Source organism: Micromonospora globosa, assembly GCF_000717585.1.
Taxonomy (GTDB): Bacteria; Actinomycetota; Actinomycetes; order Mycobacteriales; family Micromonosporaceae; genus Micromonospora; species Micromonospora aurantiaca.
This window is the reverse complement of sequence record NZ_JNZR01000026.1, coordinates 26,946-50,842: the sequence shown is the minus strand read 5'-3', so window position 1 is coordinate 50,842 and position 23,897 is coordinate 26,946. Positions and strand designations below refer to the sequence as shown.

Genomic DNA, 23,897 nt, shown 5'->3' with positions numbered 1-23,897 from the left:
CGCCGGCCCCGGCCGTTGTCGTGGGCCAGCCCCGCTGACACGAGAAAGCCCGGCCCACGCGTACGCGGGGCCGGGCTTCGTCGTGTGTGCGGGCGGGGATCAGCCCTTGCCAGCGTGGCTGGCGAGCTGGTCGAGGCCCTGGATGATGCCGCCGGCCAGGTCGCCGCCGCCGAAGGAGGCCACCATGGAGAGCGCGGCCAGCTTGGCGTACGTGTCCGGGATGCGCTTGCGCGCGTACTTGCCGGTGACGATCTCCAGCTGCCGCTGGTTGGGCGACACCGCGATCAGCACCGAGCGGTCCGGGTCGGCGAGCTGGCGGTGCAGCCGCTCGGCGTGCTCCCGGATCGGCTCGTCGAGGCCGCCGACGTAGACCGAGAAGACCAGACCGGTGCCCTGGTCGGCGAGGCGCAGGGCCTCGTCGATGCGGAGCAGCTGACGGGTCGAGAACGGTCCGTCCAGCACCTCGGGCGGGGTGCCCGTCCCCGTCGTGGGCCGCGCTTCACCAACGGTCACTTGCGCCTCCGGTTCCACCGGCCGGCGCCTCCCGGCCGGCCTGCTCCTGCTTGCGGCTGGTCAACGCCGGCGCCTGCGCCCCGGCGGCCAGCGCCGTGCCGGCCGAGTCGGCCAGCTGCTCCGGACGGCCCAGGAACCAGACCGGAGTGAAGTCGAAGGGCCGGCCCGGCCGGTAGCGCTTGGCGCCGCCACCGTTGCCGCGGCTGCCGACGGCCGCCAGGGCGGCGATCAGCAGCACCGCGGCGGCCGGGATGCCGACGAAGACCACCAACGTCTCGGTAACAGACAATCCCAACGCCCCCAGGCGGAAAGAGAGACCAGGAATGGTGCGGGTCGGCCGGTCAGGACCGGTCGCGCCCCACGTCACTTGTGATGTTCACGTTAGCGGAGTCGGCGGCCCGCCAGATTGCGGGGTGCTGATCCCATCCGTCACTCCGGTACTCCAGTTGCGCGGCAGTGGCGAGCAGTGTCGCGTCGTCGCCGTACCGGCCGGTGAGGAGCACCCCGACCGGAAGCCCGTCGGTGGTCCGTCCGAGAGGTAACGAAACGGACGGATCGCCCGTGACGTTGAAGACCGCGCAGTACGGCGAGAAGCGCCGCTGCCGGTCGAAGTCCTCTGCCGGTTCGAGGGCGGCGAACGCGCCCACCGGCGCCTGCGGGGCCGCGAGCGTCGGGCAGAGCAGCAGGTCACACCCGGCGGTACGGCGGACGCCACGGCGTACCTGCGCCTGGAGTTCGCCGAGCGCGGCCATCAGCCGGGCCGCGCCGAGCGCCTCGCCGCGCTCGCGCAGGTATCGGGTCAGTGGCAGCAGGTCGCCCTCCCGCCCGGCCGGGACGGGGGTGACAGCCAGCGCGTACCAGACGGTCTCGAACAGCGGCCACGCCTCGGGGCCGAGCGGCGCGGGGACGTCGACCACCTCGTGGCCGGCGTCGGTGAGCAGCGCGGCGGCCCGGTCGACGGCGGCCACGCAGTCCGGGTGGACCGGTTCGTCGGCGAGCATCGGCGTGGTGAAGCGGCCGACGCGCAGCCGGCCGGGGCCGGTGACGCGGGCGGCGCGGGTGACGCCGAGGTAGCCGCCGGCGGGCGCGGCCGGCGGCAGGTACGGCTCGCCGGGCACCGGGCGGGCGAGCACGTCGAGCAGCGCGGCCACGTCGGCGACGGTGCGGCCGATCGGCCCGTTCACCGGCAGCCCGAAGCCGCCGAAGCCGAGCGGCCCGCCGGAGACCATGCCCCGGCTGGGTTTGTAGCCGACCAGGCCGCAGAGCGCGGCCGGGATGCGCAGCGAGCCGCCGCCGTCGGAGCCCTGCGCCACCGGCACCAGCCCGGCGGCGACCGCGGCTGCCGCGCCGCCGCTGGACCCGCCCGCGGTGTACGCGAGGTCCCACGGGTTTCGGGCCGGCGGCGCCACCAACCCTTCCGAGTAGAGCGAGCAGCCGAGTTCGGAGGTGGTGGTCTTGCCGAGGCTGACCAGGCCGGCGTCGGCCAGGAGGCGGACCACGTCGGCGTCGACGGGTGGGACGAAGTCGGCGAAGGCCGCGGAGCCGAAGGTGGTGCGGACCCCGGCGGTGAGCGTGAGGTCCTTGATCGCGGTCGGCACCCCGTGCAGCGGGCCGCGCCCCTCGGCTGCGAGCGCGTCGGCGGCCCGGGCGGCGCTCCGGGCCTGCTCGGCGGTGACTGTGACGAACGCGCCGACGGTGTCGCCGAGCCCTTCGACCCGGCGCAGGTGGTGCTCGACCAGTTCCAGGCTGGACAGCTCGCCCCGGCGGATCGCGGCGGCCTGCTCCAGCGCGGTCAGGTCGTGCGGCTCGGCCATGCCGTCCATCCTGCCGGTCCGGCGGCCGGGAGGCCGGGCGACACGTCCGGCGGCAGGTCCATATGCGGGTGATCCGGCCGGCGGCGGCCGGTCCATATGCGGGTGACATGACCGGTTCGGGATGGTCCGCCGGGCGGGCGTGACGCGCAGGATGTGTAGATCGACGCGAGTCGATCGAAGGCCGCCCCCACCACCCCGAGGAGCACGCCGTGCACCACGCACCCGGCACACCGGACCGCCCGTCCCGGCTTCCGCGCGCCCTGCGCCCCCTGCTCGCCCTCGCCCTGACCGCCGCCGGCCTCGCCGCCCTGCCGGTGACCCCGGCCGGCGCCGGTGACGGCGGGCCGGCGGCAGCGCTGGCCGCGAACCCCTACGAGCGCGGCCCCGCGCCCACCACCGCCTCCATCGAGGCCACCCGGGGCCCGTTCGCGACCGCCCAGACCACCGTCTCCGCATCGAGCGTCAGCGGCTTCCGCGGTGGCACGATCTACTACCCGACCAGCACCGCCGAGGGCACGTTCGGCGCGGTCGCGATCTCCCCCGGCTTCACCGCCGGCCAGTCGGCAGTCTCCTGGCTCGGGCCGCGGCTGGCCTCGCAGGGCTTCGTGGTCATCACCATCGACACCCTCTCCGTCTACGACCAGCCGGCCAGCCGCGGCACCCAGCTCCTGGCCGCCCTGGACTACCTGACCAACACCAGCGCGGTACGTACCCGCATCGACCGCAACCGGCTCGCCGTGATGGGGCACTCGATGGGCGGCGGCGGCAGCCTGTCGGCGGCGAACGCCCGGCCCGCGCTCCAGGCGGCGATCCCGCTGACCGGCTGGCACACGACGAAGAACTGGTCGTCGGTACGCGTGCCGACGCTCGTCATCGGCGCCGAGAACGACTCGGTGGCACCGGTGTCGTCGCACTCGGAGCCGTTCTACACCAGCCTGCCGGCCACGCTGGACAAGGCGTACCTGGAGTTGAACGCGGCCAGCCACTCGGCGCCGACCTCGCCGAACGTGACAGTCGCGAAATACAGCATCTCGTGGCTCAAGCGGTTCGTCGACGACGACACCCGCTACGAGCAGTTCCTCTGCCCGGCGCCTCGCGGCACCGCGATCGAGGAGTACCGGGACACCTGCCCGCACTCCTGAGCCGTTCCGGGTGCGTCTGCCCTCGGCAGACGCACCCGGAGTTCGTCAGCGGCCGAGGAACCGCAGCGCGTTGCCACCGAGCAACGCGTCCCGCTGCGCGTCGGTGAGGAAGTCCGCCCGGTGCACCACCTGGCCGACCGGCCGCTCCCCCAGCGGGTACGGGTAGTCGCTGCCGAGCAGCACCCGCTCGGCGCCCATGGTGTCCACGAGCAGCCGCAGCGCGGCCGGCTCGAAGACCACCGAGTCGACGTGGAACCTGTCGACGTACGAGCTGGGCGGCGCGCTGGACGCGCCGCGCACCAGGTCTCCGCGGCGGTGCCAGGCGTTGTCGGCGCGGCCCAGCCAGAACGGGAAGCTGCCGCCGCCGTGCGCGAAGCAGATCCGCAGCGTGTCCGGCACCCGGTCGAACACGCCGCCGAGGATCAGCGCGAGCACCGACAGGTGCGTCTCGGCCGGCATCCCGGTCAGCCAGCGGGCCATCCAGCGGTCCAGCCGGGGGCCGCCGGGCATGTCCCACGGGTGCACGAACACCGGCGCGCCGACCTCGGCGCAGTGGGTCAGGAACTGCACGATGCCCTCGTCGTCCAGGTCCCGGTCGCCGACGTGGTTGCCGATCTCCACGCCGGCGTGCCCCGCCGACAGGCAGCGGTCCAGCTCGGCGCAGGCCGCGTCCGGGTCCTGCAACGGCACCTGGCAGAACGGCACCAGCCGGCCGTTGCCGGCCGCTGTGACCTCCAGCGTGAGGTCGTTGAAGATCCGGGCCACCTTGACCGCCTGGTCAGCCGGTCGGTCGTAGCTGAAGAACACCGGGGTGGGCGAGACGACCTGCACGTCCACGCCGTCGGCCTCCATGTCGGCCAGCCGGGTCGGCGCGTCCCAGCACTGCGCGCCGATCGGGCGGAACTCCGTCTCCCCCACCATGATCATGGCGGCGCGCTCGGAGTCCACCCGCAGCCAGGGCCAGCCGGACCCGCCGCACGCCGCGGCGAGGTCCGGCCACCCCTTCGGTACGACGTGCGTGTGCACGTCCACGACCGGCACGCGTCAGCCCTTGCCCGGGTGCAGCGCGCCGCAGTTGTCGCAGGTACGGGCCTTCTCGTCGGCGTAGAAGGCGGCGAAGACCGGGGGCAGGTCGGCGGCGATGTCGCGGACCTGCAACTCCACCTCGTGCACCTTGTGGTGGCACTCGCCGCAGTACCACTGGAACTTCTCCAGCGTGCCCTCCTCGCGGACCCGCTCGATCACCATGCCGATCGAGCCGGCCTCGGGACGCTGCGGCGAGTGCGGCGTGTTGCGCGGCAGCATCCACATCTGCCCCTCGCGCACGTGCACCGTACGCGGGCCCTCGGGCAGCATCAGGTTGATGTGCATGTTGCCCTTGACCTGGTAGAAGAACTCCTCGTACGGGTCGACGTGGAAGTCCGTGCGCTGGTTCGGGCCGCCCACCACCATGACGATGAAGTCGTCGCTGCCGGGCAGCATCTCCTTGTTGCCCACCGGGGGCTTGAGCAGGTGCTGGTTCTCGCCGATCCAGCCGGAGAAGCTGAACGGCTCGGCGATCTCACTCATGGGAACCTCCCGACGGAAGTAGGGCGACGGCCTGCATCTCGATCAGCAGATGCGGATGCGGAAGCTGGTGCACGGCGACTGTGGTCCGGGTCGGCCCGGTGACGTCGAAGAACTCCGCCCACACCTCGTTGTAGCCGCCGAAGTCGTTCATGTTGACCAGGTAGCTGGTGACCTGCACCAGGTCGTTCAGGTCGGCGCCGACCGAGCGGAGCAGGTCGCGGATGTTCTCGACCACGGCCCGGGTCTGCTCCCGGATGTCCAGGTCGGTGGTGCCGAACTCGTCCACCGACACCCCGGCGAACGTGTTGTCCGGCCGGCGCGACGACGTACCGGAGACGTAGACGAACCCGCCGGCCACCTTGACGTGCGGGAACGCGCCCCGCGGCACGGCCTTCCCGGCCACCACCCGGGCGGTCACGGCAGAACCGCTTTCCGTTCGCGACTGCGGGGCTCGCAGACCCGGCTCACTCCTCGCGCTCACGAGAGAGCCTTCATCGAGGCGGAACCCAGCTTCTCCACAGTGGCGCGGACGTGCGCACCGGGGCGCAGCGGCACCGCGGCGGTGGCCGCGCCGGCCAGGAACACCCAGCCCTTGCGCAGTCGTACGCCGTGCCGGCCGGCCAGCCGCAGCCCCTCGTCCAGCGCGCGGCGCGGGTCGCCGAGGATGGCAGCGGTCGAGCCGACCTGCGCCACCCGCCCGTCGATCTCCAGCAGCACGCCGAGGTTGTCCAGCCCGTCCGGCACCGGCGACCACGGCCCCACCACGAACGCGGCGGCCGAGGTGTTGTCGGCGATCACGTCCGGCAGCGAGAAGGTGAAGTTCGCGTACCGGGAGTCGATCAGCTCGATCGCCGGGGCGACCGCGCGGACGGCACGGGTGAACGAGCCGACCGGTTCGCCCGGGTCGGGCAGCCGGTCCAGCAGGAACGCCACCTCCGGCTCGACCCGGGGGTGGATGAAGTCGCCGACGTCGACGCCGCCGCCGTCGGGCACCCGCATCACGTCGGTCAGCCGGCCCCAGATCACCTCGTCCACGCCGACCTGCGCCATCTTGGCCTTGCTGGTGAGCCCCATCTTGAGGCCGACCAGCCGCTCACCCCGGTCGAGGCGGCGCTTGACCAGCGCGGTCTGCACCGCGTACGCGGCGTCCACGTCGAGGCCGGTCTCGGCGGCCAGCTGCGGGATCGCGGTGGCGTCGTCGGCCGCCGCCCCCAGCTTCTCCGCGATGCCGGCGATGTCCGGCCCGATCATGAGTTCTCCCTACCCGCCAGGTCCAGTGCCACGTCCACGATCATGTCCTCCTGGCCGCCGACCATCCGGCGGCGGCCCAGCTCGACCAGGATCGAGCGGACGTCCACGCCGTACTTGGCCGAGGCCCGCTCGGCGTGGCGCAGGAAGCTGGAGTAGACACCCGCGTACCCCAGGGAGAGCGTCTCCCGGTCGACCTGGACCGGCCGGTCCTGCAACGGGCGGACCAGGTCGTCGGCGGCGTCCATCAGCGCGAACACGTCGCAGCCGTGCTTCCAGCCGTGCAGCTCGGCGACCGCCACGAACACCTCCAGCGGCGCGTTGCCCGCGCCGGCGCCCATACCGGCCAGCGACGCGTCCACCCGGACGGTCCGTCCGGACGGCGAGCCGAGCGGGCCGTCGCCGAGGATCCGGCCGTGCTCGACCGCCAGCACGCTGTTCGCCACACCCAGCGACAGGTTGTGGTGCGCGTGGATGCCGATCTGCGTCTCGGGTTCCAGCACCTGCCGGTACGCGTCGACGCGCTGCGCCACGTCCGACATCAGCAGCCGCCCGCCGGAGTCGGTGACGTAGACGCAGTGCGCGCCGTACGACTCCATGAGCTTGGCCTGCGCGGCCAGCCCGGCCGGGTCGTTGAGGTGCGACATCATCAGGAACCCGGAGACGTCCATGTCGTTCTCCCGGGCCCAGGCGATGTGCTGGGCGGAGATGTCCGCCTCGGTGCAGTGGGTGGCGATCCGGACGCTGGTCACGCCGAGCGCCTTCGCCGCCTTCAGGTCGGCGATGGTGCCGATGCCCGGCAGCAGCAGCGTGGTGAGCCGCGCGGTGGTCAGCACCTCGGCGGCGGCGGCGATCCAGTCCGCGTCGGCTGCGGCGCCGTGCCCGTAGTTGACGCTGGAACCGGCCAGGCCGTCGCCGTGCGCCACCTCGACCGCCGCCACGCCGGCCGCGTCCAGCGCGGCCGCGATGGTACGCACCTGGTCGACCGTGTAGCGGTGGGCGACGGCGTGCATGCCGTCGCGCAGCGTCACGTCCTGGATGTAGAGGTCGGTCATCGCGCACTCACCTCCGGGGAACGCAGCGCCACCAGCCGCTCCGCGGTACGCAGCGCGGCCGACGTCATGATGTCCAGGTTCCCGGCGTACGCGGGCAGGTAGTGCCCGGCGCCGGAGACCTCCAGGAACACCGACACCTGGAGGCCGGTGATGTGCCGGCCCAGCACCGGCGCGTACGTGTCCACGGCGTCGAACTGCACGTCCTGCTTGAGCCGGTAGCCGGGCACGTACTCCTGCACGGCCTTCACCATGTCGGCCACCGAGGCGGCGATCGCGCCCCGGTCGGCGTCGGCGTCCGGGCACAGGCAGTAGACCGTGTCACGCATGAGCAGCGGCGGGTCGGCCGGGTTCAGCACGATGATGGCCTTGCCGCGCTCGGCGCCGCCGACCACCTCGATGGCGCGGGCGGTGGTCTCGGTGAACTCGTCGATGTTGGCCCGGGTGCCGGGCCCGGCCGACTTCGAGGCGATCGAGGCGACGATCTCGCCGTACGCGACGGGGGTGACCCGGCCGACCGCGTGCACGATCGGCACTGTGGCCTGGCCGCCGCAGGTCACCATGTTGACGTTCGGCTCGCCCAGGTGCTCGTCGAGGTTCACCGGCGGCACCACGTACGGGCCGATCGCCGCGGGCGTCAGGTCGACGACGGTACGGCCGTGCGCCCGCAGCACCTCGTCGTGACGCTTGTGCGCGCCGGCCGAGGTGGCGTCGAAGACGAGCTGGACGTCGGCGAACTCGGGCAGCGCCACGAGGCCGTCGACGCCCTCGGCGGTGGTGGTCACGCCGAGCCGGCGGGCCCGGGCCAGACCGTCCGAGGCCGGGTCGATGCCGGCCATCGCCACCATGCGCAGGCTCTCACTGAGCCGCAACACCTTGATCATCAGGTCGGTGCCGATGTTGCCCGACCCGAGCACCGCCACTCCGACAGTCATGACGTTCCCTCCGAGGAGAAACAGGTACGCACCGAGCCGAGCCCGGAGATGCGCGCCTCGTACGCGGCGCCGGGCGTGACCGGCACCATCGGGCCGAGCGCGCCGGAGAGCACCACGTCACCGGCCTTGAGCGGGTCGCCCGCCCGGGCCATGGTCGCGGCCAGCCACTGCAACGCGTGCAGCGGATTGCCGAGGCAGGCCGCGCCCGCGCCGACCGAGACCGGCTCACCGGCGTGCTCCAGCACCATGCCGCACAGCCGCAGGTCCACGTCGGCGAGCCGCCGGGGCGCGGTGCCGAGCACGAACAGCCCACTGGAGGCGTTGTCAGCGACCGTGTCCACGATGGAGATGTCCCAGTCGGCGATCCGCGAGTCGACGATCTCGATGGCCGGCAGCACGTGGTCCACCGCCCGGATCAGGTCGACTGTGGTGACCCGCTCGTCCGGCAGGTCCGCGCCGAGAACGAAGGCGATCTCCGCCTCCACCCGCGGCTGGAGCAGCCGGCCGATCGGCACCTCGACGCCGTCACCGACGGCCATGTCGTCGAACAGCACCCCGAAGTCGGGCTGGAAGACGCCGAAGCTCTCCTGCACGGTCCGCGACGTCAGCCCGATCTTCGCGCCGACGCGGCGGTGTCCCTTGCCCAGCCGTTGCCGGGTGTAGACCTGCTGCACCTGGTACGCGGCCTCGATGTCGCCCTCGGGCAGCAGCCGGCCGCGCAGCGGCGGGCAGGGCTTCCCCTCCTGCCGGGCCACTGCGAGTTCCCGGTTGGCGGCCTCGATGTCCACGGTCATGGCGGCTCCTCGCTTACGTCGCTGGGGATTCCGGCCATTCTGCCCACCGCGCGCGCTCATGACAGGTCCACGCAGACGTTGGTGAGCTCGGAGTAGAAGTCGAGCGAGTGCACGCCGCCCTCGCGGCCCACGCCGGACGCCTTCACGCCGCCGAACGGGGTGCGCAGGTCGCGCAGGAACCAGGTGTTCACCCAGACGATGCCGGCGTCGAGCCGGGCGCCGGCCCGGTGCGCCCGGCCCACGTCCCGCGTCCACACCGTCGCCGCCAGGCCGTAGGCGGTGCCGTTGGCCAGCGCGTACGCCTCGTCCTCGTCGTCGAACGGCGCGACGTGCACCACCGGTCCGAAGATCTCCTCCTGGTTGGTGCGGGCGTCCGCCCCCAGGCCGGTGAGCACAGTCGGCTGCACGTACGCCCCGCCGTCGCGGCCGTCGCCGAAGCGCGGCGTGCCCCCACCGGCGCGCACCTCGGCGCCCTCGGTGCGGGCCAGCGCGTAGTGGCCGAGCACCTTGTCCCGGTGACCGTGCGAGATGAGCGGCATGTTCGCCGTGGCCTCGTCGTCCGGCCAGCCGTACGCCAGTTCGTCGGCGCGCTTGGCCAGCCGCGCGGTGAACTCCTCGAACACCGGCCGTTGCACGTAGATGCGCTCGGTGCACAGGCACACCTGGCCGCCGTTGGTGAAGCTGGACCGCACCGAACCGGCGACCGCCGCGTCCAGGTCGGCGTCGGCGAACACCAGGCCGGCGTTCTTGCCGCCCAGCTCGAAGCTGACCGCCTTCACCCCGTCGGCGGCGGCGCGCATGATCGCGCTGCCGGTCGCCGACTCGCCGGTGAACGTGATCGCGTCCACGCCCGGGTGCCGGGTCAGGTGCTCGCCGGCCGAGCCGGGGCCGAAGCCGTGCACCAGGTTGAACACGCCGTCGGGCACGCCCGCCGCGGCCATCACCTCGGCCAGCAGCGTGGCCGACGCGGGGGTCTCCTCGCTGGGCTTGACCACCACGGCGTTGCCGCAGGCCAGGGCCGGGGCGACCTTCCAGGTGAGCAGCAGCAGCGGCAGGTTCCACGGCACGATCACCGCGACCACGCCGACCGGCTTGCGGACCGCGTAGTTCAGCGCCCGGCCCCCGGTCGGGGTCACAGTGGTGAACGACTCGGTGGGCGCGGTGGCCACGATCTCGGCGAACGCCCGGAAGTTCGCAGCGCCGCGCGGGATGTCGAGCGTACGGGCCTGCGAGATGGCCTTGCCGGTGTCGGCGACCTCGGCGGCGACCAGGTCGTCGAAGCGCCGCTCCAGCTCGTCGGCGACCCGGCGCAGCACCTCGGCGCGTTCCCGCTCCCCCATCCGGCCCCACGGGCCGCGCAGCGCCGACCGGGCCGCGGCGACCGCGTCGTCCACTGTCGACTGGGACGCCTCGACCACCTCGAACACCGGCTCGCCGGTGACCGGGCTGCGCTTGGTGAACCGGCTGCCGACGTCGACGAACTCGCCGCCGACGAAGTTGCGCAGCAGGCCGGGACCGTCCGGCGCGTGGCCGGTCATCAGGCGGGGATCCCAGAGCGTCATCGCCGCCTCCCCAGCGCCGCGCGGACACCGCCGGCCAGCAGCGCGACCGCGCCGGCCGCTACCGCGCCGACCACCGCGTACTGCGCGCGCACCCGGCGGCGCACCTGCGCGTACGGGGTGGTGGAGAACGAGACCAGCTCGTACTGGGAGACGTAGCGGCCGGGCAGCGCGCGCTCCAGCGCGTGCTCGACCTGCTTGCGGGTCCGGAACACCGGCGAGGCGACCTTGTCCCGCATCTCCACGAAGTTCGCCAGCGCCATCCGGGCGATCGCCTCGGCGTTGTCCTGGCGGCGGTGCTGGAACAGCGGCAGCGCGGCGGCCCACTCGTCGTCGCACTCGTCGAGGCAGCGGTCCAGCTCGACCACGTCCTCGAACGCGCAGTTCGCGCCCTGGCCGTAGAACGGCACGATGGCGTGCGCGGCGTCGCCGATCAGGCCGACCCTGCCTGCCACCTGCCACGGCGTGCAGCGCACGGTGCCGAGCACACCGACCGGGTTGTGCTGGTAGTCGTCGACCAGGTTCGGCGCGAGCGGGACCAGGTCCGGGTAGTGGGTGGCGAAGAACTGCTCGATCGCCGCCGGGCTGCTCAGCGAGGCGAAGCTGCGGGTGCCGTGGGTGGGCCAGAACAGCGTGCAGGTGAAGGAGCGGTCCGGGTTCGGCAGCGCGATCATCATCGAGGTGCCGCGCGGCCAGATGTGCAGCGCGCCCGGGTCGAGCGCGAACTCCCCGCCCAGCGGCGGGATGGTCAGCTCCTTGTAGCCGTAGTCGAGGAAGTCCAGGCTCTCGGTCAGGCCGCCGTACGCGAGCAGTTGCCCACGCACCGCGGAGCCGGCGCCGTCGGCGCCGAGGACGACCGAGGCGGTGGCGGTGACCTTGCCCTGCGGGGTCTCGAACGTCATCTCGCCGCCGAGCGGGTCGAGCCCGACCAGCCGGTGGTCGAACGCGACGCGCACGTTCGGCAGCGCGGCGGCGGCGTCGAGCAGCGCGTTGTTCAGCGCGCCCCGGCTGATCGAGTTGATCGCCCGGTCCCCGGAGCCGCTGTAGGACTGGAACTCCGGCTCGCCCTCGACCGGGTGGATCATGCGGCCGCGCATCGGCAGCGCGTCCGCCATGACCTCGTCCTCCAGGCCGATGCGGCGCAGCGCGTCCAGGCCACGCTCGGACAGCGCCAGGTTGATCGACCGGCCCCGCTCGGCGGTGCCGGTACGCGGGTCGGGCCGCCGCTCGTAGAGGGCCACCGGGTAGCCGCGCCGGGCCAGGTGGCAGGCCAGCAGACAGCCGGCCAGCCCGGCGCCGACCACGGCGATCTCGTCGCGCTCGCTCACGAGCCCTCCTTCTCGAACGTTGCCGCCAGCGCCTCGGCGACCCGCCAGCAGTCGTGGTACGAGGAGTACAGCGGCACCGGCGCGAACCGGACGATGTCCGGCTCCCGGGCGTCGGCGACCACGCCGTGCTCGTGCCGCAGCCGCTTGGTCAGCTCGTTCGCGCTGCCCACCCCGATCCGCACCGAGAGCTGACAACCACGGCGGGCCGGGTCGCGCGGGGTGACCACTGTCAGCGGGCGGCCCGGCGTCACCTCGTCGAGCAGCTGCTCCAGCCAGGCGGTGAGCCGCAGGCTGCGCTCGCGCAGCGCGGGCATGCCGACGGAGTCGAACAGCTCCAGCGAGGTACGCACCGGGCCCATCGCGAAGATCGGCGGGTTGGAGATCTGCCACGCCTCCACTGTGGCGGGCGGCCGGGACACCGGGGTCATCTCGAACCGGGTGGCCGCCTCGGTGCTCCACCAGCCCTCGAACCGCGGGATCGACGGGTCGCCGAGGTGCCGCTCGTGGACGAAGACGCCGCCCAGCGCGCCAGGGCCGGAGTTGAGGTACTTGTACGAGCACCAGGCGGCGAAGTCCACGTCCCAGTCGTGCAGCGCCAGCGGCACGTTGCCGGCGGCGTGCGCCAGGTCCCAGCCGACCACCGCGCCCGCGGCCCGGCCGGCAGCGGTGATGGCCGGGATGTCCATCAGCTCGCCGGTCAGGTAGTTCACGCCGCCGAGCATCAGCAGCGCCACCGTGTGGCCCTCGCGGGCCAGGAAGTCCAGCACGTCCTCGGTGCCGAGCGTGTCCGAGCCGGGGCGCGGCTTGAGGCGTACCACAGTGGTGTCCGGGTCCAGGCCGTGGAAACGGGCCTGGCTGCGCACGGCGTAGCTGTCCGAGGGGAACGCGCTGTCCTCGATGACGATGCGGGTGCGCTCGCCGGCCGGCCGGTAGAAGCTGACCATCAGCAGGTGCAGGTTCACCGTGAGGGAGTTCATCACCACGGTCTCCGCGGGCAGCGCGCCGACCAGGCGGGCGGCCGGTGCGGTCAGCAGCTCGTGGTACGGCAGCCAGGGGCGCTCCGACTCCAGGTGCCCCTCGACGCCGAGGCGACCCCAGGCGTCCAGGTCGGCGAGGAGTTCGTCCCGGGTGGCCCGGGGCTGGAGGCCGAGCGAGTTGCCCGCCAGGTACGCCGTGTCGGGGTAGCGCCCGCCGTCGGCGGGTGGGATGTGGAACAGGTGCCGGTGGCCGGGGTCGGCGGCGTCGCGGCGGAGGGCTTCGTTCTCGGGGGTGTGCATGCTGTTCTCTCTCGTCACATCGCGGTGCGGGCCGACCACAGCTCCGGGAAGACCACCCGGGCCATGCTGCGCTGCAACCATGCCAGTCCGGCGGAACCACCGCTGCCGACCTTGGCGCCCATCGTGCGCTGGACGGCCTTGACGTGGTTCCAGCGCCAGTCGCCGAACTCCTCGGCGATCTCGGTCAGCGCGTCGCCGAGCAGGCGCAGGTGGTTGTCCGGGCCGTTGTCGCCGTAGATCCGGACCCAGGCCGCCTCGATCGCCGGGTGCGCCTCGTGCTCGGCGTTCACGTCCCGCGACAGCAGCTCGGCCGGCACGTCGAAGCCCTTGCGGGCCAGCAGCGCCACCACCTCGTCCCAGAGGCTCGGCGTGGCGAGCGCGGCGGTCAGCTCGTCGTACACCTCGGTCTGTCGGCGGAACGGGCGGATCAGCGCCCGGTCGCGCAGGCCGAGCAGGAACTCCAGCTGCCGGTACATGGCGGACTGGAAGCCGGAGCCCTCGCCGAGCCGGTCGCGGAAGCGGTTGAAGTCGGCCGGGCTCATCCAGCGCAGGCCGTGCCAGGCGGCGTTGAGGCCCTCCAGGTGCAGGGCGGCGCGGCGCAGCGGGGGCAGGGCCTCCCAGATCCGGTCCTCGCGCAGCTCGCGCTTGGCGTGCCGCAGCTCGTGGCAGGTCAGGCCGAAGTACAGCTCCATGATCTGGCTGACCATCAGGAAGGACATCTCGCCCGGGTCGTCGCTGAGCGGCTCCTGGAGCCGGTGCAGTGTGCTGGCCCGTACGTACGCGTCGTACGGCACGCGGTCGGCGAACTCCAGCGTCGGCTCGCCGCCGTTGCGCGCCGCCCGAGCCGCCCGTTCCTGGGGGGTTACCGGGCGCACCGCCGTCGTCTGTTCCACAGTCATTCTCCGTCCGTGCGCGGGGTAGAAGTCATGATCCCGCTGGTGGACGGCCGAATGGAATGCCTGTTCAACGGCGGTATGGTGGTCTCACTTCGCGAACCGAAACCATCTCGCGTCGCTGTCTTTACGGAAGGAAGGTCCGCGCGTGGACGACATGGACTGGGCGCTGCTGCGCGAGCTCCAGGCCGACGCCCGGCTCTCGTACAGCGAGTTGTCCCGCCGGGTCCACCTGTCGCCGCCCGCTGTGGCCGAGCGGGTACGGCGGCTGGAGGAAGCCGGTGTGATCACCGGCTACCACGCCCACGTCGACCTCACCCGGGCCGGACGCACAGTGCTCGCGCTGATCCGGATGTCCTGCTACGGCGCACGCTGCATCCTCAACGACCCCGACGTCGCGGGCTGGCCGGAGATCATGGAGATCCACCGGATCACCGGGGACGCGTGCAGCATGCTCAAGGTCGCCGCCACGAACATGGGCGAGTTCGAGGAGGTCATCGACCGTCTCGCGCCGTACGGGCAGCCGTCCAGCACGATGGTGCTGTCCACCCCGCTGGCCTGGCACCCCGTGGTCAAGGCGCCCCGTTAGCTACCCCCGCCCTCCGGGAAAGCAGGCGCCGCTGCCCGTCAGTGGTCCGGCGCATCGTCGCGCCGGGAGGGGGGAACCATGCGAGGGCTCGTGTCACATCGTGCGTTGTCGTCCCTGTTGGGCCTGCTCGGCCTGGTCGCGGCGTTCGTCCTGACCACCGCGCCGCCGGCCCGGGCCGGGGAGAGCGTGTTCATCGAGGTGACGCCGAACAGCGTCCAGGCCGGTTCCCGGGTCAACCTGCGGGCCGGCTGCGACAACAGCAACAACCGCCAGGCGCAGGTCACCTCGGACGCCTTCGGGCGGGTGACGCTGCGGTCCGACAACGGCTTCCTCACCGGCTCGGTCACCGTGCCCGGCAACAAGGCGCCCGGCGACTACCCGGTGAACCTGGACTGCTCCAACGGCAACACCGCCTCGACGATGCTCACAGTGCTCAACATGGCGCAGCCGAGCAAGGGGCCGGCGACCGGCGGCGGTGGCACCGCGGGTAGCCGGGGCACGGGCTCGCTGCTGCTGGTCGGCGGCCTGGTCGCGGTGGCAGTGGTGGCCGGTGTGAGCGCCCGCCGCAAGCCCGGCGGCCGCGGCTGACGAGAGGTGCCGCAATGGCCCGCTCATCGCGCCGCCGGGACCGTACCGCCCCGGCGGCGGACCGCACCCGCCGCGCCGCCGCCCGTCCCGGTCGCCGGTCGCCGGAGCGCGCCGGCCGGCTCCGGGCCGCGCTGCGGCTGACGTCCCGGGCCGCGCGCCGGTTCGCCCACGTCGCCGGGCACGCGTTCTCGGCCAGCGTCGCCACCGCCGACCCGCAGTCCCGGCCGGTCGAGGCCCGCGCCGGACGGACCACCACCCGCCGGTACGCCCCGAGCCGCAGCCCCGGCGTCCCGGTGCTCGTGGTGGCGAGCGTGATGGCGCTGATCGTGGCCATGCTCGGCGTGGAACGGGTGACCGGGGTCAGCGTGCTGCCGGACCGGATCGTCGCCGGCCTGCGCCCGCCGCCGAAGAAGTTCCCGGTGCTGCCGGCCAGCCCGCCGACGGACCTGAGCATCGGCAAGCTGAACCTGCGCGCGCCGGTGCACCGGGTCGGCATCGCGCCGGACGGCAGCATCGCGGTGCCGGACGTGGAGCGCGCAGGCGAGGTCGGCTGGTACGACCAGGGCCCCACCCCCGGCCAGTACGGACCGGCCGTGCTCGTCGGGCACGTCGACACCACCACCGGTCCGGCCGTCTTCCACGGACTGAAGGAGCTGGACGACGGCGACCGGATCGAGGTGACCCGCGAGGACCGGTCGGTGGCGGTGTTCGAGGTGACCTCGATCGAGCGGTACGGCAAGGAGAAGCTGCCGGTGGAGGACGTCTACGGCGACTTCAGCCGGCCCAACCTGCGGCTGATCACGTGCGGCGGGCGCTGGGTGGGCGGCGAGACCGGGTACGCGGACAACCTGGTCGTCTACGCCGCGCTGGTCAAGGCGCGCTGAGCGGGCCGGTCAGGCCGCCTCGGGCTCGGGTTCGCGCAGGTCGAGCCAGTCCGCCCAGCGCGGGTCGGGGGCGCGGTGCCCGAGCACCCGCCAGGCGGCTCCTTTGGGCGCGGCCGGCAGGTGGTGCAGCCGCCAGCCCAGCTCGGCGGGCGTCTTGTCGCCTTTGGTGTGGTTGCACCGCGCGCACGCGGCGACCACGTTCTCCCAGGCGTGCCGGCCGCCCCGGCTTCGCGGGAAGACGTGGTCGATGGTCTCGGCCGGCCCCCGGCAGTAGGCGCACCGCCATCCGTCGCGGGCGAACACGGCCCGCCGGGACAACCCGACGTGGGTGCGGTACGGCACCCGGACGTAGCGGGTCAGGCGCACCACCGAGGGCACCGGTAACGCGTTGCGCGCGCTGTGCAGGATGCCCTCGCCGTCGGCGACGCAGACCGCCTTGGCGGAGAGGACGAGGATCGCGGCACGACGCACCGACACGACGCACAGGGGCTCGTAGGTGGCGTTGAGAACGAGTGCACCGGAGCCCGCCGTGGGTCGTATGTCAGGCATCGCGCTCACCCTCCCGGTCCAGTCGCTCCCGCCTCGTCTGCGTCGGAACCGCCCCGCGGACAGCGCGGGACGGCTCCGACGCCGGCCGGATCACCGACGTCCGTTGCGCCAATAGTCCCTGATCGCGCCCCGGATTGCACGTACTAATCCGGGGCTACCCCCCGGGTAGCGACACTTCGCCGAGGTGGCGGTGTCCGCCGCCCGCCAGGCGTGCGGTACGAAAGCAGAGTGAACGTCTCCGACCTGATCTCCGCCGTGCTGGCCGCCGTCTCCGACCGGAAGCCGGACTGCCAGGGCAGCAGCTCATGCGAGTGGGTGTACCGAGTGACGAACTCCGCCTGGTTCGCCGAGAGCAGCTACTGGATCCTGTTCAAGCCGCTGCGGGTGGCGCTGATCCTGCTGCTCGCGGTGGCCGCCCGGTGGGCGCTGCACCGGACCATCAACCGGCTGGTGCGGACCACCACCGACGGCGCGGTGCCGACCATGCTCCGCCCGCTGCGCGAGCGGATCCCCAGCGCCTCGCTCGACCCGGACCAGTTCGTGCCGGAGCGGCGGCGGCAGCGGGCCGAGGCGATCGGGTCGGTGCTGCGCAGCATGGTCACCGCGTTCGTCTTCGGCATCGCGCTGCTGATGGTGCTCAAGGAGTTCAGCTTCGACCTGGCCCCGCTGCTGGCGAGCGCGGGCATCGCCGGCGTGGCGCTCGGCTTCGGCGCGCAGAGCCTGGTCAAGGACCTGATCGCCGGCCTGTTCATGCTGATCGAGGACCAGTACGGCGTCGGCGACACGGTCGACCTGGGCGAGGCCACAGGCGTGGTCGAGGCGGTGGGGCTGCGGGTCACCACGGTCCGGGACGGCCGCGGCGTGCTCTGGTACATCCGCAACGGCGAGATCGTCCGCGTCGGCAACAAGAGCCAGGGCTGGGCGCTCGTCGTGGTCGACCTGCCGATCGGGTTCGCCGGCACCGAGGAGGCCACCGCCGTGCTGCGCACCGCGGCGGCGTCGGTGGCGCTGGACCCGGAGCTGGCGCCGAGCATCGTGGAGGAGCCGGAGGTCCTCGGCGTCGAGCAGATGACAGTCGACGGCGCGGTGATCCGTACCGTCGTCAAGACCACCGCGGACGGGCAGTTCGCGGTCGGCCGCGAGCTGCGCCGCCGCCTCGCGGAGGCGCTGGAGAACTCCGGCATCGTCGCGCAGATCGCGGCCGCACGACTGTTCCCGGGCCTGCCGGTCCAGCCACCGGCGCCGCCCGCCGCCGAGGGTACGGGCACCGGCGGACCCACCTGAGTCGCCGGACGAGCCGGACGATTTCCGGGGTTCCGCACCGCGCGGCCCCTCGGGTATCGTCCGTTCGTTCAGTCGGAGATGCGACGATCAATCCGTTCGCCCTAGCCAGTTGTCAGACGATCGGGCAGAATCCGGTGCACACGCTCCACCGGGGGGCGTGCTCGTGTCCTCGCTGATCGGTTGATCTGACGACGGTTCCCGGTCGGGCCATCACAAGTGGTCGACCAGGAACGATGGAGGCGACGGTGTCCGACGCGCGACCCGCCCGGGAGGCCCCGGCCACCTTCCGGGACGTCTTCGGTCAGTCGGAGTTCCGCGCCATCTTCGCCGCCAACACCCTCTCCTGGGTGGGCGACTACCTGGCCCGCGCCGCGGTCACAGTGCTCGTGCTGCGCGAGACCGATTCGGTCGCGCTCTCCGCCGCCGCGTTCGCCGCCAGCTACCTTCCCTGGCTGGTCGGCGGCCCGCTGCTCTCCGCGCTCGCCGAGCGGCACAACTACCGCCGGGTCATGGTCGTCTGCGACCTCCTCCGGATGGCGCTGATGGCGCTGGTCGCGATGCCCTGGATGCCGACCTGGTCGATCTTCGCGCTGATCTTCCTGGCCACGCTCGCGAACCCGCCGAGCCAGGCGGCGCGGTCGGCGCTGATGCCGCACCTCCTGACCGGCGACCGGCTGGTCGTGGGCCTGGCCGCGTTCACCAGCGCCGGCCAGGCAGCCCAGGTCGTCGGTTACCTGATCGGCGCCACGGTGGCGGCGCTCAACCCGAACACCGCGCTGCTCGTCAACGCCGTGACCTTCGCCGTCTCGGCCGCGCTGGTCCGCTTCGGCGTCCGCGAGCGGCCACCGGCGATGGCCGAGGTGCACCGCAGCCACCTGCTGCGGGAGACCGTCCAGGGCTTCCGGATCGTCTTCGAGCGGCCGGTGCTGCGCGCCATCGCGGTGCTGGTGTTCAGCGCGATGCTCTTCTCGATCGTCCCCGAGGGACTGGCAGCGGGCTGGGCCGCCGACCGGACCGACGGCCGGATGGACGCCGGCACCGCGCAGGGGCTGATCATGGCCGCCGTCCCGGTCGGCTACATCCTCGGCGGGCTGACCATCAGCCGGCTCGTCGGCCCGGAGCGGCGGCTGACGCTGATGCGACCGTTGATGATCATCGCGCCGGCGACACTCGTACCCGCGTTGTTCAACCCGCCGCCGACGGTGGTGGCGCTGCTGGCCGGGGGGTGCGGTTTCGCCGTCGCCGGGCTCGTCCCGGTCGCCAACGGCCTGTTCGTGCAGGCGCTGCCGGACGGCTTCCGGGCCCGGGCGTTCGGCGTCATGGCCAGCGGCACGCAGATCATCCAGGGTGCCGCGGTGCTGGTCACGGGCGCGCTCGCGGAGCGGTTCTCGGTCCCGTCGGTGGTCGGCGTCTGGAGCGCCGCCGGTGTGCTGATCATGACGGTGGCGGCGCTCGCCTGGCCCCGGCCACAGGTGATCCACGAGGCCGTCGCGGCCGCCCGCGCCGAGTCGGCGGCCGGTGGCGGGCCGGCGCACGCGCACGCGCCCGGCCCCGCGTCCGGTGACCGGAACCGCGAGCACGGGCGACACCGGCACGCGGTGACGTGATCCGCGCCGCCCGGCGGGCGGGCGCGGGTGCCGGGCCGCACCTGGCAGGATGGAAGCGTGACTTCCCCAGGCGAGTCGATGACCCTCTTCGAGGCGATCGGCGGTGAACCGGCCTTCCGCAAGCTGGTGGACGAGTTCTACGCCGGTGTGGCCGACGACCCGCTGCTGCGGCCGATGTACCCGGAGGAGGACCTGGGCCCGGCGGCGGACCGGCTGACCCTGTTCCTCATCCAGTACTGGGGCGGACCGCACACCTACTCCGAGCAGCGCGGCCACCCGCGGCTGCGGATGCGGCACGCCCCGTTCCGGATCGGCGCGGCCGAGCGGGACGCCTGGCTGCACCACATGCGCCGGGCGGTGGACACGCTCGACCTGCCGCCGCAGCTCGCCGCCGCGCTCTGGGACTACCTGGAGCGGGCCGCCTACTTCATGGTGAACGTGATGGAGGACCCGGCCGCGGGCTGAGCCCGGCTCAGAGCAGGGCGCCCTCGTCGTGCAGCCAGTCGACGAACGTCACGGCGACCGCGGCGCCGCAGTCGAGCATCTCGACGAGCAGCGCGTCGTGGGCGCCGGCGCCGAGCGGGACCTGCAACTCGGCGTAGATCGGAAGCTGACCGCGCTCGGTCGGGTCGCCGATGTACGCCTTGCAGAAGCGCCGGGTGTGGTTCCACTCGTTCACGACGCGGTAGGCCCGGTCGGCCCAGTCCGGCGGGACCGTCGCGTGCGGGCGGGCCCGCATCACCAGGATCTCGTCGTCCGGGCCCTCCAGCGCGACGAGCACGGCGTGCCGCTCCCACATGGCCAGCAGGTTGCCGTCGCCGTCGGCCAGATAGCGGACGTCGAGCAGGTCGAGCGCGTCGCAGACCCGGCTCAGGGTGACCGGCGCGACGGTGGCCGGCATGTCCGCGAGGACCGGCCGCTCAGGTGGCGCCACGTCGTCCCCCGGCTGGCGAGGGGTCGGTGGGCCGACCCGGATGGTGTCATCCACTGTGGTCCCGCTTCGAGTCTCCGGCTCCCCGCCAGCGGCGGGACCAGGGCGCCATGACCACCACGGCATCGCTCGCGCACCTCACTCCCCAGCGGATCCGGACGCCTACGGTGCGTTGGATCCGAGGATGGACGGTACCCGGACAGACGGCGTGAGGCATCCCCCCAACGACCGCCCCAAACCGGAAGGACGAAGCGGGGTCATCCGTTCGGATGACCTACCGTCGGCCTGAGTGCAAGATCGGCGACGGTACGCGACCAGGCCGCCCCGAACGGTCCGACGAGTCCGACCCATCGACCAGCCGTACGCACCTGAACGTCGTCCGCGCCCGCGCCGAGGAAACCCATCCGGACCAGGGCCTGCACCAGCCGCTGCGACACCTCGACGGGTGTGCGAGGTGCCTCGTCCGGGGTCACCACCACGGCGACGTGGTCCAGCAGCGCGTCCCGCAGCACCCGCTGCCCGACCGCGCGGCCCGCCACGCCGTGCGTGGCCGCCTCGCGCAGCGTCCCGGCCGCCGCCTCCGCGATCCGGAGCAGTTCGGCGCCGGGCAGCGCCTCCACCGCCCGGCTCGCGGCCGGTGGGAGCTGCCACCGCCAGCCGTCGTCCCGGCGTACCGGAAGCGCGGCGCCCCCGGCGGAGAGTTCGGCCAGCAGCTCCCCCGCGGCGACCGTGACGTCCCCGGGAGCGGTGCCGGGCACGGTTCGGACCACGAGCACCCCCCACGGCAGACGCGCCCAGAGGGCGGTACGGCCCGCCCCGGGCACCGGCCGCAGCCGGACCAGCGTGGCCGGGTCGAACCGGACCAGCCGGGCCAGGAAGGCCCCGGCGTCGGCCGTCCCGGTCAACCCGTGCCCGGTCATCCGCTCAGCCCCGGCGCGTAGCGGAGCAGGAACGCCCGCTCCTCCGGCGAGATCCGGCGCGGGCGCTGCGCCGTCAGGTCGAACGGCACCAGCAGCGACCGGGCGGTGCCGGCCAGCGTGTCGCCGTCGTACAGCTCGTACGCGACCGAGAAGGAGGCGGCCCTGATCTGGTCCACCCACAGCTCGATCCGTACCGTCGGGGCGGCCTCCGCGCTGGCCCGGCCGAGCGCGTAGTCGACCGGGCGCAGGTAGTCGACCTCGTGCCGGCGGATGACCACACCGTCGGCGAACGAGCCCACTCCCCACGCCCGGCCGCCGGCGAACATCATCGCCACCCGGGCCTCCTCGTAGAGCGTGAGGAAGCGGGCGTTGTTGACGTGGCCGTACGCGTCCAGGTCGGACCAGCGCAGCGCGCAGTGGTAGACGAATCGGTCAGACAAGGGTCGGCCCCGGTCAGTCGCGGGTGAGCTTGCGGTAGGTCACCCGGTGCGGACGGGCCGCCTCGGCGCCGAGCCGGTCGACCTTGTTCTTCTCGTACGCCTCGAAGTTGCCCTCGAACCAGAACCACTTGGCCGGGTTCTGGTCGTCGCCCTCCCAGGCCAGGATGTGCGTGGCGACCCGGTCCAGGAACATCCGGTCGTGGGAGATGACCACGGCGCAGCCGGGGAACTCCAGCAGCGCGTTCTCCAGGCTGGACAGCGTCTCCACGTCCAGGTCGTTCGTCGGCTCGTCGAGCAGGATCACGTTGCCGCCGATCTTGAGCGTCAGCGCCAGGTTGAGCCGGTTGCGCTCGCCGCCGGAGAGCACCTTGGTCGGCTTCTGCTGGTCCGGCCCCTTGAAGCCGAACGCGGCGATGTACGCCCGGGACGGCATCTCGACCTTGCCCACCATGAGGTGGTCCAGCCCGTCGGAGACGACCTCCCAGACGGTCTTGTCGCCGTCCAGGCCCTGCCGGTTCTGGTCGACGTACGACAGCGAGACGGTCTCGCCGACCCGGACCGAGCCGCCGGTCGGCTGCTCCAGCCCGACGATGGTCTTGAACAGCGTGGTCTTGCCGACGCCGTTCGGGCCGATGATGCCGACGATGCCGTTGCGGGGCAGCGAGAACGACAGGTCGTCGATCAGCACCCGGTCACCGAACGCCTTGGTGAGGTTCTGCGCCTCGATGACCGTGTTGCCCAGACGCGGGCCCGGCGGGATCTGGATCTCCTCGAAGTCCAGCTTCCGGGTCTTCTCCGCCTCGGCGGCCATCTCGTCGTAGCGGTCCAGGCGGGCCTTGGACTTGGTCTGCCGCGCCTTGGCGTTCGAGCGGACCCACTCCAGTTCCTCGGACAGCCGCTTCTTCATCTTGGCGTCGCGGCGTCCCTCGACGGAGAGCCGGGCGGCCTTCTTCTCCAGGTAGGTGGAGTAGTTGCCCTCGTACGGGTAGGCCCGGCCGCGGTCCAGCTCCAGGATCCAGTTGGCCACGTTGTCCAGGAAGTACCGGTCGTGGGTGATCGCCAGGACGGTGCCGGCGTACTTCGCCAGGTGCTGCTCCAGCCACTGCACGCTCTCCGCGTCCAGGTGGTTGGTGGGCTCGTCGAGCAGCAGCAGGTCCGGCGCCTCCAGCAGCAGCTTGCACAGCGCCACCCGGCGGCGCTCACCACCGGAGAGCTGGGTGACGTCGGCGTCCGGCGGCGGGCAGCGCAGCGCGTCCATTGCCAGTTCGAGCTTGGAGTCGATGTCCCACGCGTCGGCGGCGTCCAGCTCCTCCTGGAGCTTGCCCATCTCCTCCATCAGCTCGTCGGAGTAGTCGGTGGCCATCTGCTCGGCGATGGCGTTGAACCGCTCCAGCTTGGCCTTGGTCTCGGCGACCGCCTCCTCGACGTTGCCGAGGACCGTCTTCTCCTCGTTGAGCGGCGGCTCCTGCGCGAGCATGCCGACGGAGTAGCCGGGCATGAGCCGGGCCTCGCCGTTGCTCGGCCGGTCCAGCCCTGCCATGATCTTGAGGAGGCTGGACTTACCGGCGCCGTTCGGACCGACCACCCCGATCTTGACACCCGGCAGGAAGTTCAGCGTCACGTTGTCGAGCACGACCTTGTCGCCGTGCGCCTTGCGCGCCTTGTCCAGGACGTAGATGAACTGGGCCACGGTGCGGGCTACCTCCGTCGGTTGCGATCGCGGGCTTGTCGGGTGCGGGGCGCGGGCGTCGATCTCCGCCTGCCGCCGCCGGCCGGGAGCCGGCCGCACGCACGCCGCCGTCAATCCTGACAGGTACGGACCGCCACGCCCACATCACCCCACCCCAGGGGTACGGCGGCGAGCCTCGTCGCCGACACCGGTAGCACTCATGGACGTCTCCGGTACGACCGGGAAGAGCCGAACTACGGGCCCGGGTGTCGACAAGATCACGCGTTGGGTTCGGCGGTTCTGGGACGGGTA

At 72.7% G+C, this 23,897-nt stretch carries 26 protein-coding genes; 7 read left to right on the top strand and 19 right to left on the bottom strand.

Going from position 1 to position 23,897, the window contains the following annotated elements; genetic code table 11:
• Positions 1 to 99: 99 nt before the first annotated feature.
• From IF06_RS0122270 to IF06_RS0122260, 3 genes are all read right to left on the bottom strand, one after another.
• Complete coding sequence (locus IF06_RS0122270) at positions 100 to 513, bottom strand: DUF5130 family protein (RefSeq protein WP_013475476.1); 414 nt, start codon at positions 511 to 513, stop codon at positions 100 to 102.
• Positions 500 to 784 (bottom strand): hypothetical protein, encoded by a 285-nt coding sequence (locus tag IF06_RS0122265; protein WP_026268244.1) that lies wholly within the window; start codon positions 782 to 784, stop codon positions 500 to 502. Before IF06_RS0122265 ends, IF06_RS0122270 begins: the two co-directional genes overlap by 14 nt.
• A gap of 70 nt (positions 785 to 854) precedes the next feature.
• Positions 855 to 2,327, bottom strand: coding sequence for an amidase (locus IF06_RS0122260; protein WP_030273311.1), 1,473 nt, complete (start codon positions 2,325 to 2,327; stop codon positions 855 to 857).
• Between the two features lie 209 nt (positions 2,328 to 2,536).
• On the opposite strand from IF06_RS0122260, the gene IF06_RS0122255 reads away from it, so the two are divergent.
• Complete coding sequence (locus tag IF06_RS0122255; RefSeq protein ID WP_013288056.1) at positions 2,537 to 3,469, top strand: dienelactone hydrolase family protein; 933 nt, start codon at positions 2,537 to 2,539, stop codon at positions 3,467 to 3,469.
• A gap of 45 nt (positions 3,470 to 3,514) precedes the next feature.
• Here the strand turns inward: IF06_RS0122255 and IF06_RS0122250 are convergent, their stop codons facing one another.
• Genes IF06_RS0122250 through IF06_RS0122200 form a run of 11 tightly spaced genes read right to left on the bottom strand, consistent with a single transcriptional unit; the run spans position 3,515 to position 14,130 of the window.
• The gene (locus IF06_RS0122250) at positions 3,515 to 4,510 is read right to left on the bottom strand and encodes an amidohydrolase family protein (RefSeq protein ID WP_013288057.1); all 996 of its coding nucleotides are present in this window, start codon (positions 4,508 to 4,510) and stop codon (positions 3,515 to 3,517) included.
• A gap of 3 nt (positions 4,511 to 4,513) precedes the next feature.
• The gene (locus IF06_RS0122245; RefSeq protein ID WP_013288058.1) at positions 4,514 to 5,038 is read right to left on the bottom strand and encodes a 3-hydroxyanthranilate 3,4-dioxygenase; all 525 of its coding nucleotides are present in this window, start codon (positions 5,036 to 5,038) and stop codon (positions 4,514 to 4,516) included.
• Positions 5,031 to 5,456, bottom strand: coding sequence for a RidA family protein (locus IF06_RS0122240; RefSeq protein ID WP_013288059.1), 426 nt, complete (start codon positions 5,454 to 5,456; stop codon positions 5,031 to 5,033). Before IF06_RS0122240 ends, IF06_RS0122245 begins: the two co-directional genes overlap by 8 nt.
• A 59-nt stretch (positions 5,457 to 5,515) precedes the next feature.
• Positions 5,516 to 6,289 carry a 2-keto-4-pentenoate hydratase gene (locus tag IF06_RS0122235; protein WP_030273308.1) on the bottom strand — a complete coding sequence of 258 codons (774 nt, stop codon included), beginning with the start codon at positions 6,287 to 6,289 and terminating at the stop codon, positions 5,516 to 5,518.
• Entirely contained in the window at positions 6,286 to 7,341 is a 1,056-nt protein-coding gene (dmpG, locus tag IF06_RS0122230; RefSeq protein WP_013288061.1) for a 4-hydroxy-2-oxovalerate aldolase, read from the bottom strand. Before dmpG ends, IF06_RS0122235 begins: the two co-directional genes overlap by 4 nt.
• Entirely contained in the window at positions 7,338 to 8,273 is a 936-nt protein-coding gene (locus tag IF06_RS0122225) for an acetaldehyde dehydrogenase (acetylating) (RefSeq protein WP_030273307.1), read from the bottom strand. The genes dmpG and IF06_RS0122225 overlap by 4 nt, the downstream gene beginning before the upstream one ends.
• Positions 8,270 to 9,067, bottom strand: coding sequence for a 2-keto-4-pentenoate hydratase (locus tag IF06_RS0122220; protein WP_013288063.1), 798 nt, complete (start codon positions 9,065 to 9,067; stop codon positions 8,270 to 8,272). Before IF06_RS0122220 ends, IF06_RS0122225 begins: the two co-directional genes overlap by 4 nt.
• Positions 9,068 to 9,123: 56 nt before the next feature.
• The gene (locus tag IF06_RS0122215; RefSeq protein ID WP_030273305.1) at positions 9,124 to 10,605 is read right to left on the bottom strand and encodes a 2-hydroxymuconic semialdehyde dehydrogenase; all 1,482 of its coding nucleotides are present in this window, start codon (positions 10,603 to 10,605) and stop codon (positions 9,124 to 9,126) included.
• Positions 10,606 to 10,625: 20 nt separating this feature from the next.
• Positions 10,626 to 11,954, bottom strand: a complete 1,329-nt coding sequence (locus IF06_RS0122210) for an FAD-dependent oxidoreductase (RefSeq protein ID WP_030273302.1) — start codon at positions 11,952 to 11,954, stop codon at positions 10,626 to 10,628.
• Positions 11,951 to 13,231, bottom strand: a complete 1,281-nt coding sequence (gene kynU, locus IF06_RS0122205; RefSeq protein WP_030273299.1) for a kynureninase — start codon at positions 13,229 to 13,231, stop codon at positions 11,951 to 11,953. Before kynU ends, IF06_RS0122210 begins: the two co-directional genes overlap by 4 nt.
• Positions 13,232 to 13,245: 14 nt before the next feature.
• A complete protein-coding gene (locus IF06_RS0122200) occupies positions 13,246 to 14,130 on the bottom strand; it encodes a tryptophan 2,3-dioxygenase (RefSeq protein WP_030273297.1) in 885 nt (294 codons plus the stop codon).
• Positions 14,131 to 14,272: 142 nt separating this feature from the next.
• Between IF06_RS0122200 and IF06_RS0122195 the strand changes: the two genes are divergently transcribed.
• The 3 genes from IF06_RS0122195 to IF06_RS0122185 all read left to right on the top strand — a co-directional run bounded on the left by IF06_RS0122195 (position 14,273) and on the right by IF06_RS0122185 (position 16,185).
• Positions 14,273 to 14,713: an Lrp/AsnC family transcriptional regulator gene (locus tag IF06_RS0122195; protein ID WP_013288068.1), complete on the top strand. Its 441-nt coding sequence runs from the start codon at positions 14,273 to 14,275 to the stop codon at positions 14,711 to 14,713.
• Positions 14,714 to 14,791: 78 nt separating this feature from the next.
• Positions 14,792 to 15,301 (top strand): hypothetical protein, encoded by a 510-nt coding sequence (locus IF06_RS0122190; protein ID WP_013288069.1) that lies wholly within the window; start codon positions 14,792 to 14,794, stop codon positions 15,299 to 15,301.
• Between the two features lie 14 nt (positions 15,302 to 15,315).
• On the top strand, positions 15,316 to 16,185 hold the full coding sequence (locus IF06_RS0122185; RefSeq protein ID WP_030273294.1) for a class F sortase: 870 nt from the start codon (positions 15,316 to 15,318) through the stop codon (positions 16,183 to 16,185).
• A gap of 9 nt (positions 16,186 to 16,194) precedes the next feature.
• Here IF06_RS0122185 and IF06_RS0122180 read toward each other — a convergent pair whose 3' ends face one another.
• Positions 16,195 to 16,734, bottom strand: a complete 540-nt coding sequence (locus IF06_RS0122180; protein ID WP_013288071.1) for an HNH endonuclease — start codon at positions 16,732 to 16,734, stop codon at positions 16,195 to 16,197.
• A gap of 228 nt (positions 16,735 to 16,962) precedes the next feature.
• Between IF06_RS0122180 and IF06_RS0122175 the strand changes: the two genes are divergently transcribed.
• The 3 genes from IF06_RS0122175 to IF06_RS0122165 all read left to right on the top strand — a co-directional run bounded on the left by IF06_RS0122175 (position 16,963) and on the right by IF06_RS0122165 (position 20,090).
• A complete protein-coding gene (locus IF06_RS0122175) occupies positions 16,963 to 18,018 on the top strand; it encodes a mechanosensitive ion channel family protein (RefSeq protein ID WP_030273292.1) in 1,056 nt (351 codons plus the stop codon).
• Positions 18,019 to 18,251: 233 nt separating this feature from the next.
• Complete coding sequence (locus IF06_RS0122170; RefSeq protein WP_030273289.1) at positions 18,252 to 19,625, top strand: MFS transporter; 1,374 nt, start codon at positions 18,252 to 18,254, stop codon at positions 19,623 to 19,625.
• A gap of 78 nt (positions 19,626 to 19,703) precedes the next feature.
• Positions 19,704 to 20,090 (top strand): globin, encoded by a 387-nt coding sequence (locus IF06_RS0122165; RefSeq protein WP_174361815.1) that lies wholly within the window; start codon positions 19,704 to 19,706, stop codon positions 20,088 to 20,090.
• A 7-nt stretch (positions 20,091 to 20,097) separates the two neighbouring features.
• Here the strand turns inward: IF06_RS0122165 and IF06_RS0122160 are convergent, their stop codons facing one another.
• The 4 genes from IF06_RS0122160 to ettA form a co-directional block, all read right to left on the bottom strand.
• On the bottom strand, positions 20,098 to 20,682 hold the full coding sequence (locus IF06_RS0122160) for a YbjN domain-containing protein (protein ID WP_013288075.1): 585 nt from the start codon (positions 20,680 to 20,682) through the stop codon (positions 20,098 to 20,100).
• A gap of 131 nt (positions 20,683 to 20,813) precedes the next feature.
• A complete protein-coding gene (locus IF06_RS0122155) occupies positions 20,814 to 21,476 on the bottom strand; it encodes a hypothetical protein (RefSeq protein WP_030273286.1) in 663 nt (220 codons plus the stop codon).
• Entirely contained in the window at positions 21,473 to 21,916 is a 444-nt protein-coding gene (locus IF06_RS0122150) for an acyl-CoA thioesterase (protein ID WP_013288077.1), read from the bottom strand. The genes IF06_RS0122155 and IF06_RS0122150 overlap by 4 nt, the downstream gene beginning before the upstream one ends.
• A gap of 13 nt (positions 21,917 to 21,929) precedes the next feature.
• The gene (gene ettA, locus IF06_RS0122145; RefSeq protein WP_013288078.1) at positions 21,930 to 23,606 is read right to left on the bottom strand and encodes an energy-dependent translational throttle protein EttA; all 1,677 of its coding nucleotides are present in this window, start codon (positions 23,604 to 23,606) and stop codon (positions 21,930 to 21,932) included.
• Positions 23,607 to 23,897 lie beyond the last annotated feature (291 nt).